The sequence below is a fragment of the Bacteroides sp. AF25-38AC genome (assembly GCF_003602995.1).
Lineage (GTDB): Bacteria > Bacteroidota > Bacteroidia > Bacteroidales > Bacteroidaceae > Bacteroides > Bacteroides uniformis.
The window spans coordinates 137,642-152,322 of sequence record NZ_QTMD01000007.1 but is presented as its reverse complement, the minus strand read 5'-3'; the positions used below and the strand labels follow the sequence as shown (position 1 = coordinate 152,322).

Here is a 14,681-nt window from a genome sequence, read left to right as displayed (position 1 = left end):
TTATTAATTATACATTTTCGGGTTCGTGAAAAACCACGCTAAAGTACTGCTTTTTTACGATATACAAAAGTTTTCCTCCATAAACTTTGTTGCCTGCAACATAAATATGGAAGTACTCCCTCCCTTCCTCACCAAATTGCTATTAATATATAAGGTATAAAGTGGAAAAACAGATTTGAAATTTATGGCACGGGATTTGTATACTATTAAATCAGTTAAATATGATACGCTGAATTAATAAATGCGTATCTTTGTCGTGGATAACCTTTTTAATTGAGGAGAATTATAAAATATGAACAATCAATTTTCACAAAGAGTTTCAGACATAATTACTTATAGCAAGGAAGAAGCCAATCGATTGAGAAATCGCTATATTGGTCCGGAACACCTTCTGCTCGGCATGCTGCGTGATGGCGGAGGAAAAGCTATTGAAATATTGTTGAAACTTGATATAGATTTAAAACGAGTAAAAAGTCGTCTGGAGGGTTTCCTAAAGGATGCCGAGGACGATACTCTCTTGCCGGACGCTGAAGTGCCCTTGTCCCCGATGACGGCTAAGATATTGAAGATGTGTATGCTTGAAGCGCGTTTGCTGAAAAGTGCAACTGCCGATACGGAACATGTATTGCTGGCTATCTTGAAAGATGGCGACAATCTTGCTGCAACTGTTTTGGAAGAACACCGGGTGGATTATCAGGCTGTATTTGAACAGCTTTCGATGAAATCGACCAATCCGAATGCGGGAATGGGATTCACCGAGGATGATGAAGAGGATGAAGAAGATATGAATATGTCCCGCTCCTCCCGTACTGGGGGAGCTGGTTCGGCTTCGGCTGCACAGGCTGCATCCAGAAAGCCGTCCAATGATACTCCTGTGCTGGACAATTTCGGCGTAGACATGACGCGGGCTGCCGAAGAAGGCAAGCTGGACCCGGTTGTGGGTCGCGAACGCGAGATTGAACGTCTGGCGCAAATCTTGAGCCGCCGTAAGAAGAACAATCCGGTGCTTATCGGTGAACCTGGAGTCGGAAAATCTGCCATCGTAGAGGGTTTGGCATTGCGTATTGTGCAAAAGAAAGTTTCGCGCATTTTGTTTGAAAAGCGCGTGGTGATGCTTGATATGGCCTCTGTGGTGGCGGGAACAAAATACCGTGGTCAGTTTGAGGAACGTATCCGCTCTATCATCAACGAGTTGCAGAAAAATCCGAATGTCATCCTTTTCATCGATGAAATCCATACGATTGTAGGTGCCGGTGCTGCTGCCGGTTCCATGGATGCTGCCAATATGCTGAAACCAGCTTTAGCGCGTGGTGAAATACAGTGTATTGGAGCTACCACTCTCGATGAATACAGAAAGAATATCGAGAAAGACGGTGCTTTGGAACGTCGTTTCCAAAAGGTGATTGTAGAGCCTACCACAGCTGAAGAAACGCTTCAGATATTGAAGAATATCAAGGAGAAGTATGAAGACCATCATAACGTGAGCTACACGGATGAAGCCTTGGAAGCATGTGTCAAGTTGTCAGCACGCTATATAACCGACCGCAACTTCCCGGATAAAGCTATTGATGCTTTGGACGAGGCGGGTTCGCGTGTGCATTTGACGAATATTAATGTTCCGAAAGAAATTGAGGAACAGGAAAAGCTGATTGAAGAGGCACGTAGCCTGAAGGCTGAAGCTGTAAAGTCACAGAATTTTGAGCTGGCTGCCAGCTACCGCGACCGTGAGAAGGAACTTTCTGTCCGCTTGGAGGAGATGAAGGTTGAGTGGGAAGCCCGTTTGAAGGATGACCGCCAAACGGTAGGTGAAGAGGAAATAGCCAATGTTATTTCAATGATGTCCGGTGTACCCGTACAGCGCATGGCGCAGGCAGAAGGACTTAAACTGGCCGGAATGAAGGAAGAACTACAGGCGAAGGTGATAGCTCAAGATGCTGCGATAGAGAAACTTACCAAAGCAATCTTGCGTAGCCGTGTAGGGTTGAAAGACCCGAACCATCCCATCGGAACTTTTATGTTCCTTGGCCCTACTGGTGTGGGTAAGACGCATTTGGCAAAGCAATTGGCAAAATATATGTTTGGCTCTGCCGATGCCTTGATACGTATCGATATGAGCGAGTATATGGAGAAATACACCGTATCTCGTATGATTGGTGCCGCTCCGGGATATGTGGGCTATGAGGAAGGCGGCCAGTTGACTGAAAAGGTGCGTCGCAAGCCGTATTCCATTGTCTTGCTGGATGAGATTGAGAAAGCCCATCCGGACGTGTTCAACATCTTGCTCCAGGTACTGGATGAAGGTCGTTTGACTGACAATTATGGCAGAACCATCGATTTCAAGAATACGGTTATCATTATGACCTCCAATATCGGTACGCGGCAGTTGAAGGAGTTTGGCCGTGGCGTAGGTTTTGCGGCGCAAAACCGCACGGATGACAATGAACATTCGCGCAGTGTGATACAAAAGGCTCTGAACAAGACTTTTGCTCCCGAATTTTTGAATCGTTTGGATGAAATCATTACTTTCGACCAGCTCTCCTTGGAGGCTATCACAAAGATTGTGGACATTGAGCTGAAAGGCTTGTACGAACGGGTTGAAGCAATTGGTTACAAGCTGGTTGTGGAGGATGATGCAAAGACATTCCTTGCTTCGAAAGGGTACGATGTACAGTTTGGTGCGCGCCCATTGAAGCGTGCCATTCAGAACCACTTGGAGGATGGACTTTCCGAGCTGATAGTGGCGGCAGAGTTACAGCCGGGTGATACGGTAAATGTATCAGTAGACAAAGAAAAAGATGAGCTGAGCATCAAGAAGGCATAAGCAGTTCTTTATAAAAACCGTCAAAATGTCAGTCCTTATGGGCTGGCATTTTTTTTGTGCTATATCTGCCGGAATAATTAAAAATATAAATCTAAAAAATATAAATGTAGTATGCAAAAAGGTAATATTGGGGTAACTACTGAGAATATCTTCCCCGTCATTAAAAAGTTCTTGTATAGTGATCATGAAATTTTTCTCCGTGAGTTGGTTTCTAACGCGGTTGATGCTACACAGAAGCTGAAAACACTCTCCTCTATCGGTGAGTTCAAGGGTGAAGTTGGCGATTTAACCGTACATGTCTCGCTGGGAAAAGATACCATTACGGTGTCCGACCATGGTATAGGTCTTACGGCTGAAGAAATAGACAAGTATATTAACCAGATAGCTTTCTCTGGCGCCAATGACTTCCTTGAGAAATATAAAAACGATGCCAACGCCATCATCGGCCATTTTGGATTGGGTTTCTATTCGGCTTTTATGGTTGCCAAGAAAGTCGAAATCATCACTAAATCCTATCGGGAAGGCGCCCAGGCTGTAAAGTGGACATGCGATGGCAGTCCGGAGTTTACGATTGAAGACACTGATAAGGCAGAACGTGGTACGGATATCGTTCTTTACATAGACGATGACTGCAAGGAATTCCTTGAAGAAGCGCGCATTTCCTCTTTGTTGAAGAAGTATTGCAGCTTCCTCCCTATCCCGGTTGCATTCGGCAAGAAGAAAGAATGGAAAGACGGCAAGCAGGTTGAAACTGCCGAGGATAATATCATCAATGATTCCAACCCGTTGTGGACGCTGAAACCCAGCGAATTGAAAGATGAAGATTATAAGAAGTTCTACCGTGACCTTTATCCTATGTCCGACGAACCTTTATTCTGGATTCATCTGAATGTGGATTATCCGTTCCACCTTACCGGTATTCTGTACTTCCCCAAAGTGAAGAGCAACATCGAGTTGAACAAGAATAAGATTCAGCTCTATTGCAACCAGGTATATGTGACGGATTCGGTGGAAGGTATTGTTCCCGACTTCTTGACCCTGCTGCATGGTGTGCTCGATTCACCGGACATTCCATTGAACGTTTCCCGTTCTTATTTGCAGAGCGATGCCAACGTGAAGAAGATTTCTACATATATCACGAAGAAGGTGTCAGACCGTTTGCAGTCTATCTTCAAGAATGACCGTAAACAGTTTGAGGAAAAGTGGAATGACTTGAAAATCTTCATCAACTACGGAATGCTTACGCAGGAAGATTTCTATGATAGAGCCAAGGATTTTGCCCTTTTCACCGATACAGACAGCAAATATTATACTTTCGAAGAGTATAAGACGTTGATTAAAGATAACCAGACGGATAAGGATGGAAATCTGATTTATCTGTATGCCAACAATAAAGATGAACAATACAGCTACATAGAGGCCGCTACGAATAAAGGATACAATGTGCTGTTGATGGATGGACAGCTGGACATTGCGGTGGTGAGCATGTTGGAACAGAAGTTCGAAAAGGTTCGCTTCACTCGTGTAGACAGCGATATTATTGATAATCTGATTGTCAAGGAAGACAAGAAGAACGAAGCGTTGGAAGCCGGCAAGCAGGAAGTTCTTTCTTCCATCTTCAAGAGCCAGTTGCCCAAGATGGATAAGACGGAGTTCAACATCACGGCGCAGGCTTTGGGCGAAAATGCCACTCCTATCATGATAACTCAGAGCGAGTACATGCGCCGTATGAAGGAAATGGCGAATATCCAGGCTGGAATGAGCTTCTATGGCGAAATGCCGGATATGTTTAACCTGGTATTGAATTCAGACCATAAGCTGGTAAAAGAAGTTCTGGCAGATGAAGATAAGGAATGTGCTGCTGCCGTTGCTCCGGTTCAGGCAGAGATGGATGAAGTGAACAAGCAGCGTACTGACCTGAAAAAGAAGCAGGAAGGCAAGAAAGATGAGGATATACCGACTGCCGAAAAGGATAAAGTGAATGAGCTGGATAAGAAGTGGGACGAACTGAAAACACAGAAAGAAGGCATCTTCGCCGATTATGCTGCCAAGAATAAGGTTGTCCGTCAACTGATAGATTTGGCACTGCTGCAGAATGGTATGTTGAAAGGTGAAGCTTTGAACAACTTTGTCAAGAGAAGCATTGACCTGATAAAATAAGCCCCTTTAAATTTGCATTTAATATATGCAAGGGTATTGTGATTCTTCGGAGTCGCAATACCCTTTTTTTATTCATTTTCACCAATTAGGGTGTGATTTTCTTCGTTGAATACGGCATTTTTAGAAACTATTGTTTATATTTGGGGCAATGAACATTTATCTTACTCGGAATAGCATAGTTATGAAAAGAGTTTTATTGTTTTTTTCGTTTCTTCTATGTGGCTTTATTTTACAAGCTCAGAAAGTGGGGCTTGTACTGAGTGGCGGTGGAGCAAAAGGCATGACTCATATAGGCATTATCCGGGCTTTGGAAGAGAATAATATCCCCATTGATTATATAACCGGAACCTCTATGGGAGCTATCATCGGTTCTCTGTATGCTATGGGGTATTCCCCGGACGATATGGAGGCGCTGTTGCGCTCTCCCGACTTTAAGCGTTGGTATTCGGGCAAAGTGGAGCCTAAATACGAGTATTATTTTAAGAAGAATCGTCCTTCACCGGAATTTTTTAATATCCGTTTTGCTTTTAGGGACTCGCTGCATATAAAGCCCCAGATACTTCCCACAAGCATGGTCAACCCCATACAGATGAACCTGGTATTTGTGGAATTGTTTGCACGTGCTACGGCTGCATGTGGCGGTAATTTCAACAAACTGTTTGTTCCTTTTCGCTGTATAGCATCCGATGTGTACAATAAAAAGCCATTGGTATTGAGTAAAGGGGATTTGGGAGATGCGGTACGTGCTTCCATGAGCTTTCCATTTGTCTTCAAACCGATAGAAATAGACAGTACGCTTGCTTATGATGGCGGCATTTACAATAATTTCCCTACGGATGTGATGCGGGAGGATTTTCATCCGGATGTCATCATTGGCAGTGTGGTGGCGGCAAATCCCGGTAAGCCGAAGGAGAATGACCTGATGAGCCAATTGGAGAATATGATTATGCAGAAGACCGATTATTCCATTCCGGACTCATTGGGCATAGTCATGACCTTCAAGTACGATGATGTCAACCTGCTGGATTTTGACCGTCTGCAGGAATTGCACGATATAGGCTACAACCGTACTCTTAATATGATGGATTCCATCAAAAGCCGTGTTCACCGTAGGGTGAATGCTGATAATGTGCGTTTGAGGCGCCTTGTCTTCCGGAGTAACCTGCCTCAATTCCGTTTTCGGGATATTATTATTGAAGGGGCGAATGCCCAACAGCAAGCCTACATCAAAAAAGAGTTCCATGATGAAGAGCATGAAGTCTTTACTTATGAAGACTTGAAGCGCGGGTATTTTCGTTTGCTGGCAGATAATATGATTTCGGAAATAGTTCCTCATGCTGTGTATGATTCGGAATCCGATTTGTATGAGCTGCATTTGAAGGTGAAGATGGAGGATAATTTTTCCGTGCGTCTGGGGGGCAGTGTCTCTACCACGAGCTCAAATCAAATCTATTTGGGAATAGGATATCAGAACTTGAATTATTATTCCAAGGAAATCACTTTTGACGGTCAGTTGGGTAAGATTTATAATAATGCCCAGTTGATGGGTAAGATTGATTTGCCTACCCACATATCTACGTCCTTTCGTTTTATTGCTTCAATCAGTACCTTCGATTACTACAAGAAGGACAAGCTGTTTTCCAGGAATGACAAACCTTCATTCAATTCAAAGGACGAACGTTTTGTGAAGTTGATGGTTGCCTTGCCGTTTTTGGCCAATAAGCGTGCGGAGTTCAGTCTGGGATATGGCCAACTGGAAGATAACTACTTTCAATCCAGCGTAATAGATTTCGATAAGGACCGTTCGGACAGAAGTACCTACAAACTTTTGGGAGGTTCCATCGGTTTCTATGGGAGTACCCTGAATACGCGGCAATACGCGACAAAAGGCTATCTGGAGAAACTGATAGCCCAGGTATTTACCGGGAGGGAAAGATTTGAACCGGGGAATCCGCAAGAAGGGTACAGTCCTTCTCCGCAAGAACGGCAATCATGGTTGCAAATTTCTTATATGAAAGAGGCATATCACACAATGGGGCCGAAGTTCACCCTGGGATGGATGGCAGAAGCACTGTATTCGTCGAAAAATTTCTCTGAGAATTATACGGCAACCATGATGCAGGCAGGAGAATTTGCACCGACTCCGCATAGTAAACTGATGTACAATGAAGCTTTTCGTGCCAACCAGTATGTGGCTGCCGGTATCAAACCCATATATGTTTTGAACGACATGTTCCAGTTCCGGACAGAATTTTATGGCTTTACACCGATTTTTCCGATAAAAAAGAATGCATTGAATAAAGCATATTATGGAAAAGCATTCTCCCGCTTTGAGTATATGGGAGAAGTTTCTGTTATTTGTCATTTGCCCTTCGGAGCCATCTCTGCTTATGTAAATCATTATAGCTCACCGAGAAGGGAGTGGAATGTGGGGATGACCATCGGCTGGCAGTTGTTTAATTATCGCTTTGTCGAATAAATTTCTTCAAAAAAAGTTTGTATATCGTTTGCTAATTCGGAAAAAGTACGTATCTTTGCACCCGTTAAACAAAGAGGCCGCGTAGCTCAACTGAATAGAGTAGCTGACTACGGATCAGCCGGTTACAGGTTTGAATCCTGTCGCGGTCACAAGTTTTCATAATTTTTTTAAGGGTCGCGTAGCTCAACTGAATAGAGTAGCTGACTACGGATCAGCCGGTTACAGGTTTGAATCCTGTCGCGATCACAAAGAACCTCCGCAAGAAAACTTGCGGAGGTTCTTTGTTTTTACAGCAATGGCATATAGTTGATGTTCTCCCCTTGTATGGCACTGGCGCGTGTTCTCTATAATGAAACAAACTGTTTCCCTTAACTAAACACTTTGTTTCATTATGGAGAACACTTTGTTTCCCTTGACAGAACACTTTGTTCCATCATATAAAAACAAAGTGTTTTTCTCTGCTGAAACAAAGTGTTCAGTGTTGTGAACTAATAGATTAGCTGAAATAATAGTCTTGTCTTGATTGAGCTAGAGATGTCTTTTTCTCGATTTAACTAGATGTCTTTTTGCTTTATAACGTAATCAGTAGACTGTTTTGGGATTATTGTACTGATAAATATAGTCACATAGGAAAAAAAGAAGGAGTTAATTCCGTGTTTCCACAAAATTAACTCCTTGCATATCTGATATTAATATGTTGTATACTGGAAATTAATATCCTATAGGGGCGGTATAAGACCTTAGCATTTGATGTTCAATTCATCCAGAATCTTGCGCATGGCTTCGAAAGTAGTGATTCTGGTCGGCACCAATGGCAGGCGGAGCTTGTTCTCAATCATTCCCATTACATTCAGCATGGCTTTTACTCCGGCAGGGTTGCCGTCTACAAACAGAAGCTTGAATAATTCGGCAAATTTGTGGTGAATGGTCAATGCATTGGCATAGTCCCCTTGCAGTGCCAGACGTACCATACGGCTGAACTCACGTGGGAACGCGTTTCCGATGACCGAGATAATGCCGACGGCCCCCAGGGTAATCAGAGGGAAGGTGATGCCGTCATCGCCCGAAATAACGTCGAAATTGGCCGGTTTGTTTTTGATGATGTCATCCATCTGCGTGATGTCGCCCGAAGCTTCTTTGACGGCTATCACATTCTTGAAATCACGTGCAATGCGCAGGGTTGTTTCTGCCTTCATGTTCACGCCGGTACGACCGGGGACATTATAAAGCACAATCGGCAAATCCGTTGCTTCAGAAATGGCCTTATAATGCTGATATATACCTTCTTGTGAGGGCTTGTTATAATATGGAACAACGGAGAGAATGGCATCTACTCCGGTGAAATCGTCATTTTTCAGTGTTTCCACTATGGCCCGGGTGTTGTTTCCGCCTACGCCCAGCAGGATAGGAATTCTTCCGTTCACCCGCTCGATGACCATTTTCTTGATTTTCTTTTTCTCTTCTTCAGTCAGAGTCGGAGTTTCTGCCGTGGTGCCGAGCACACATAAAAAGTCGGTATTGTTTTGAAGTTGATAGTCTACCAAACGCATCAACGCATCGTAATCAACGCTTTCATCCTCTTTAAATGGAGTAATCAGCGCTACCCCCATTCCTTTCAATCTTGTCTGTATCATGAGTATTATAAAGTAATCTCTAATTAAATGACTCGCAAAAGTACGAATTTTTTCGATTTACCCTACAAATATAAGCCATAAAAAAGCTTTTTGTGGAAATTTGTTAGGATAGCAATGCCAAAAACTCATCTTCGCTCATAATCTTTACTCCCAGTTTCTGCGCTTTCTCCAGTTTGGCAGGTCCCATATTTTCTCCGGCCAGGATAAAGCTGGTTTTGGAGGAGATACTGCCGACGTTTTTCCCACCGTTCTTTTCAATCATCTCTTTGTATTCGTCCCGTGAGTGGTGGGTGAATACGCCGCTGATGACAATGGACTGGCCCGCCAGTTTGTCGGTGTATCCGCTGAGGTCTTCTTCCGTCCGGTGGAGTTGCAGACCGTTCGATTTCAGCCGTTCCACCAGCTCTCTGTTGGCAGGATTGGAGAAGTAGGTTATAATGCTCTGCGCTATTTTTTCACCGATTTCATCGATGTTTTTCAGCTTTTCGAGGTCTGCGTTTTCCAGTTCTTCGATGTCCGTAAAGGACTTGGCTATCTTCTTGGCAACCGTTTCTCCCACGAAGCGTATGCCCAGTGCAAAGAGCACTCTTTCGAATGGCACTTCTTTACTTGCCGCAATACCGTTGACTATGTTTTCTGCCGATTTTTCGCCCATCCGTTCCAGGTTCTTGATGTCATCGGTTTTGAGCTGGTATAAATCTGCAGTATCCTTTATCAGCCCCAATCGGTAGAACATATCTACTGTTTCAGGTCCCAGTCCGTCTATATTCATGGCTTTGCGGCTGATGAAATGCTCTATTTTCCCTTTAATCTGCGGAGGACAAGCGGTTTCATTGGGGCAATAGTGGGCTGCTTCTCCTTCAAAACGTATCAGTTTGCTGCCGCATTCGGGACAATGGGTGATGAACTTCACTTTTTCACCGATAAGCATACTGCGGGCATCCTTATCGACACCGGTTATTTTGGGGATGATTTCACCGCCTTTTTCCACATACACCATGTCGCCTATATGCAGGTCCAGCCCCTCGATAATATCTGCATTGTGCAGGGAGGCACGTTTCACAATGGTGCCGGACAGTTGTACGGGGTCCAGATTGGCAACCGGAGTGACTGCGCCGGTACGTCCTACTTGGTAGGTAACCCTATTCAAGCGTGTCAGTGCACGTTCTGCCTGGAATTTGTATGCGATGGCCCACCGGGGGGACTTGGCTGTGAATCCCAAATTCTTTTGTTGTCTCAAGCTGTTGACTTTTAGTACAATACCATCAGTAGCTACCGGAAGGTTCTTACGCTCCGTGTCCCAATAATTGATGTATTCGAAGACTTCTTCCAGGCTGTGGGCTTTTCTGGTGTGCTCTGATGTTTTAAATCCCCAGCTGGCGGCGGCTTGCAGATTCTCGTAATGGCCGTCGCAGGGCAATTCCTCTCCCAATAGATAGTAGAGATAAGCATCCAGCTTTCTGGATGCTACGATGGCGGAATTCTGCAACTTCAAGGTACCGGAAGCAGCGTTGCGCGGATTGGCGAAAAGCGGTTCCTCACGTGCTTCCTTTTCCCGGTTCAGTTCTTCGAAAACCACCCAGGGCATCAGGATTTCCCCTCTGATTTCGAATGATTTAGGATAATTCCCATGGAGGACCAGTGGAATCGTTCGGATTGTCTTTACATTGTCCGTCACGTCATCGCCCTTTTCGCCATCGCCACGGGTGACGGCACGCACCAGTTTGCCATCCTCGTAAGTCAGCGAGATGGAAGTACCGTCATACTTCAGCTCGCAGCAGATTTCAAAATCCTCATTCAACGCTTTCTTTACCCGTTCGTAAAAGTCGGTCACTTCGTTTTCGGAATAGGTGTTTCCCAATGAAAGCATGGGATATTTGTGTGCCACTTGTGTGAAGTTCTTATTCAAATCACTCCCTACACGCATCGTGGGCGAATTATCATCTTGGTATTCAGGATGTTCTTTCTCTAAGTCTTGTAGCTCGCGCATCAGGTCGTCAAACTCCTTGTCGGATATTTCAGGAGCATTCAGCACATAATAATTGTAGTTGTGCTGGTGTAATTCCGCACGGAGCTGGTCTATTTTTTCTTTTACAGTCATAGGGTTTTCGGATTGTTTGAACGCAAAAATACGGGTTTCTCCCCGAATATTTGTACTTTTGCAGCTTGAAATAGCTAAAATAAAGTTATATGCGCATTGACATTATCACAGTTTTGCCAGAGATGATTGAGGGATTCTTTAACTGCTCCATCATGAAACGTGCTCAAAATAAAGGGCTTGCAGAGATACATATCCATAATCTTCGTGATTATACGGAAGATAAGTACCGTCGTGTAGACGATTATCCGTTTGGCGGCTTTGCCGGAATGGTCATGAAGATAGAGCCGATAGAGCGGTGTATCAACGCCTTGAAGGCCGAGCGGGATTATGACGAGGTTATCTTTACGACCCCCGATGGTGAGCAGTTCAATCAGCCGATGGCAAATACTCTTTCCCTTGCCCAGAATCTCATCATTCTCTGCGGGCATTTCAAAGGGATAGATTACCGGATTCGCGAGCATCTCATCACCAAGGAAATCAGTATCGGCGACTATGTGTTGACTGGCGGAGAACTGGCGGCGGCTGTCATGGCAGATGCCATCATCCGTATCATTCCGGGAGTGATTTCCGATGAGCAGTCTGCACTTTCAGATTCTTTTCAGGACAATCTGCTGGCCGCACCGGTCTATACACGTCCCGCTGATTACAATGGATGGAAGGTTCCGGATATTTTACTTTCCGGACATGAGGCCAAGATTAAGGAATGGGAGCTGCAACAGTCGTTGGAAAGGACCCGTAGATTGCGTCCGGATTTGTTGGGAGAGTAAGTTTACTGATGTAAATAAAAAGAAAAAGGACATTCGTCAATGAATGTCCTTTTTTATGAATATATATTGCGAATGGCGATCTCTAGTTATTCTTTATACCTCGAGTGCACCGATAATATCCTTTACAGACTGATAACCGTGTCTGTTAAGATAGTCATTTATTCCTTCTACCACTTTCACTGTAACCGCCGGATCAATGAAGTTTGCCGTACCAATCTGGATGGCAGAGGCACCTGCAAGCATGAATTCCACAGCATCTTTCCAGTTCATGATACCTCCCAAGCCTATGACGGGGATTTTTACCGCTTTGGCTACTTGCCATACCATACGTAAGGCAATGGGTTTCACGGCCGCACCGGACATGCCACCGGTTACAGTGGAGAGTATCGGACGCCTGCGTTCCGCGTCTATAGCCATTCCCAGCAGGGTATTGATGAGGGAAACACTGTCTGCACCGCCATTTTCGGCTGCGCGGGCTATTTCAGTGATGTCGGTAACGTTCGGGGAGAGCTTTACGATAAGTGTCTTTTTGTAAACTGAGCGCACGGCTTTCACCACTTCTTCGGCGCCCTTGGCGGTAACACCGAATGCCATTCCTCCTTGCTTCACGTTGGGGCAAGAGATGTTCAATTCTATGGCAGGAATTTTGTCAAGTTCATTAATGATTGCGGCTGTTTCGGCATAGTCTTCGATGGCAGAACCCGAAACATTCACAATCATGTTGGTCTGAATGTCCTTGATGCGGGGATAGATGTGTTCAACAAAGTAATGAACACCCTTATTTTGCAGTCCCACAGCGTTTAACATACCCGAAGGAGTCTCTGCCATGCGCGGATATGGATTGCCTTCACGTTTGTGAAGAGTGGTTCCCTTTACAATAATACCGCCTATTCGCGATAGTTCGATGAAATCGGCGAATTCTTCACCATATCCGAATGTTCCGGATGCAGTCATCACCGGATTATTCATTTGTAATTCACCAATATTTACACTTAAATCTGCCATAATAGTTTGTTTATATTAAAAACCGGACCTTCTTTACATACGCACAAATGACCTTCCGTGGTATTTTCTACACAGCATAGACAAGCGCCTATGCCGCACGCCATCATATTTTCCAAAGATACTTCGCAACTGATGCCTTTACTTTTGGCATACTTTGCTACTGCCATCATCATCGGTTTGGGGCCGCAAGTATATATCTGCTCAAAGCACACCTTATTTAATATGGAGTGTTGTGTTACGTATCCCTTCTCTCCGTGGCTGCCATCTTCGGTGGTGGTATACACCTCGCCATAGGCGGCAAATTGTTCCAATTGAAGCAAATCTTTGTCACTTCTGGCACCCAGCAGGAATGTTGGCTTGCAACCTTTCTTGGCGAGCTGTTCGCCTAAATATAACATAGGAGCTGTACCTACACCTCCACCTACCAATAAGAGCTTGTCTGAGGGCTTTTCAGGCATTGTGAAGCAGTTTCCCAACGGAAGCACTACATTGATTATATCGCCTGCTTTTGCTTCTCCTAATCGCTTGGTTCCGTCGCCTACAAGTTGGATTAAGAACCAGACCTCGTTCCGTTGTCTATCTACATAATTGATGGAGATGGGGCGGCGCAAAAAAGTGGTAGGCGAGCCGTCCACGCGAATCTCTGCAAATTGTCCCGGAAGCATTTCCGGAAGTGGGGATGGAGAAGTCAGCTTCAACAACACGTAGTTGGCATGCAAGCGGAGGTTCTCTGTCACTGTCAGATCTAAAATATACTTTTTCATATCTATAAAGAGGGATGTTTTTCTTTCGGGTGCAAAGATAGTGTAAACCGAGTGCAGAATAAAATGAACCCGTTTCTTTTTTATGCCGGGGCGTTAGTCTATTTCCATTCTCATTCCTTAATTTTCCGGTTTGAAAGTCTCGTAGGTATTGTCATCAAAGAAAATTCTTATTTCTGTGATTTTTCTGGGAGGTCTTTCTTTGTAGATAATCTCTTGTTTTACAATCTCTTTAGGCGATTTTAGGGCTGTCTCTAATGCAATTTCCTTGCGATTTTTAGATTCTTCCGGCCCGTTGGACAGATTTTCCGGATTCTCGGCGAATAAAGGATAGTCGAATCCATCGTTTTCGGGTGAATCCGGATTATTACTCATATTACCTTTTCCGGTAAGCAGCCACTCCAAGTTTATGTCGTTGTATCGTTGATGCAATCGGAGAATGACTTCCGTACTTGGATATTTGTTACGCGGACCCAAGATGTGAGAAATGGTGGCTTGGGCCACGCCGATACTCTCGGCAAAAGCTCCTGCTGTCAGTTTCTCCCGGTCCATAACCATTTTGAACCTGTCTTTTATACTCATGGTTTATGTGTTATTACAATTGTACATGTTATTTATTGGATTACAAAAGTAAAAAAACGACATCACAAAAGCAAATTAAAAATGTGATATTTTAAAGTTTACAGATGAAATGTTATTATTACAATATTCATCATTACAAATGCTATAATACAAATTACGAGTAAAATAGGTGTTTATCGTAAGTTTAATAAAATAATATATTTGTCTAATTATTAGCATATTATATAGTTATTTTTTGATGGTAAATGCTGTATTACATTTGTTTGTCGCTCATTTTATATAATATATAATTTAATGATTTGATTAATTATCGTATATAATTGATATATACATATTTATCGATTATAATTACATGGGTTAACCCCTACTCT

At 43.9% G+C, this 14,681-nt stretch carries 9 protein-coding genes and 2 tRNA genes; 6 read left to right on the top strand and 5 right to left on the bottom strand.

Features of this window, described 5'->3' with window-relative positions; genetic code table 11:
* Positions 1 to 292: 292 nt before the first annotated feature.
* From DWY55_RS07005 to DWY55_RS06985, 5 genes are all read left to right on the top strand, one after another.
* Positions 293 to 2,821, top strand: a complete 2,529-nt coding sequence (locus DWY55_RS07005; RefSeq protein WP_005827762.1) for an ATP-dependent Clp protease ATP-binding subunit — start codon at positions 293 to 295, stop codon at positions 2,819 to 2,821.
* Positions 2,822 to 2,932: 111 nt separating this feature from the next.
* Positions 2,933 to 4,981: a molecular chaperone HtpG gene (gene htpG, locus DWY55_RS07000; RefSeq protein WP_005837191.1), complete on the top strand. Its 2,049-nt coding sequence runs from the start codon at positions 2,933 to 2,935 to the stop codon at positions 4,979 to 4,981.
* Positions 4,982 to 5,162: 181 nt separating this feature from the next.
* The gene (locus tag DWY55_RS06995; RefSeq protein ID WP_008664510.1) at positions 5,163 to 7,460 is read left to right on the top strand and encodes a patatin-like phospholipase family protein; all 2,298 of its coding nucleotides are present in this window, start codon (positions 5,163 to 5,165) and stop codon (positions 7,458 to 7,460) included.
* A 75-nt stretch (positions 7,461 to 7,535) separates the two neighbouring features.
* Positions 7,536 to 7,609: transfer RNA gene (locus tag DWY55_RS06990), tRNA-Arg, on the top strand.
* A 23-nt stretch (positions 7,610 to 7,632) separates the two neighbouring features.
* Positions 7,633 to 7,706, top strand: a tRNA-Arg gene (locus DWY55_RS06985).
* A gap of 494 nt (positions 7,707 to 8,200) precedes the next feature.
* Here the strand turns inward: DWY55_RS06985 and dapA are convergent.
* Positions 8,201 to 9,094, bottom strand: coding sequence for a 4-hydroxy-tetrahydrodipicolinate synthase (dapA, locus tag DWY55_RS06980; RefSeq protein ID WP_005827769.1), 894 nt, complete (start codon positions 9,092 to 9,094; stop codon positions 8,201 to 8,203).
* Between the two features lie 103 nt (positions 9,095 to 9,197).
* Positions 9,198 to 11,195, bottom strand: a complete 1,998-nt coding sequence (gene ligA / locus DWY55_RS06975) for an NAD-dependent DNA ligase LigA (protein WP_005827771.1) — start codon at positions 11,193 to 11,195, stop codon at positions 9,198 to 9,200.
* Between the two features lie 89 nt (positions 11,196 to 11,284).
* Here ligA and trmD point away from each other — a divergent pair, with 89 nt between their 5' ends.
* Complete coding sequence (gene trmD / locus DWY55_RS06970) at positions 11,285 to 11,962, top strand: tRNA (guanosine(37)-N1)-methyltransferase TrmD (protein WP_005827773.1); 678 nt, start codon at positions 11,285 to 11,287, stop codon at positions 11,960 to 11,962.
* Between the two features lie 93 nt (positions 11,963 to 12,055).
* On the opposite strand, the gene DWY55_RS06965 is transcribed toward trmD, so the two are convergent.
* From DWY55_RS06965 to DWY55_RS06955, 3 genes are all read right to left on the bottom strand, one after another.
* Positions 12,056 to 12,967: a dihydroorotate dehydrogenase gene (locus DWY55_RS06965; protein WP_005827775.1), complete on the bottom strand. Its 912-nt coding sequence runs from the start codon at positions 12,965 to 12,967 to the stop codon at positions 12,056 to 12,058.
* Positions 12,955 to 13,731 carry a dihydroorotate dehydrogenase electron transfer subunit gene (locus DWY55_RS06960; protein ID WP_005827777.1) on the bottom strand — a complete coding sequence of 259 codons (777 nt, stop codon included), beginning with the start codon at positions 13,729 to 13,731 and terminating at the stop codon, positions 12,955 to 12,957. The genes DWY55_RS06965 and DWY55_RS06960 overlap by 13 nt, the downstream gene beginning before the upstream one ends.
* A 117-nt stretch (positions 13,732 to 13,848) precedes the next feature.
* A complete protein-coding gene (locus DWY55_RS06955) occupies positions 13,849 to 14,310 on the bottom strand; it encodes a helix-turn-helix domain-containing protein (RefSeq protein WP_005827779.1) in 462 nt (153 codons plus the stop codon).
* Positions 14,311 to 14,681 lie beyond the last annotated feature (371 nt).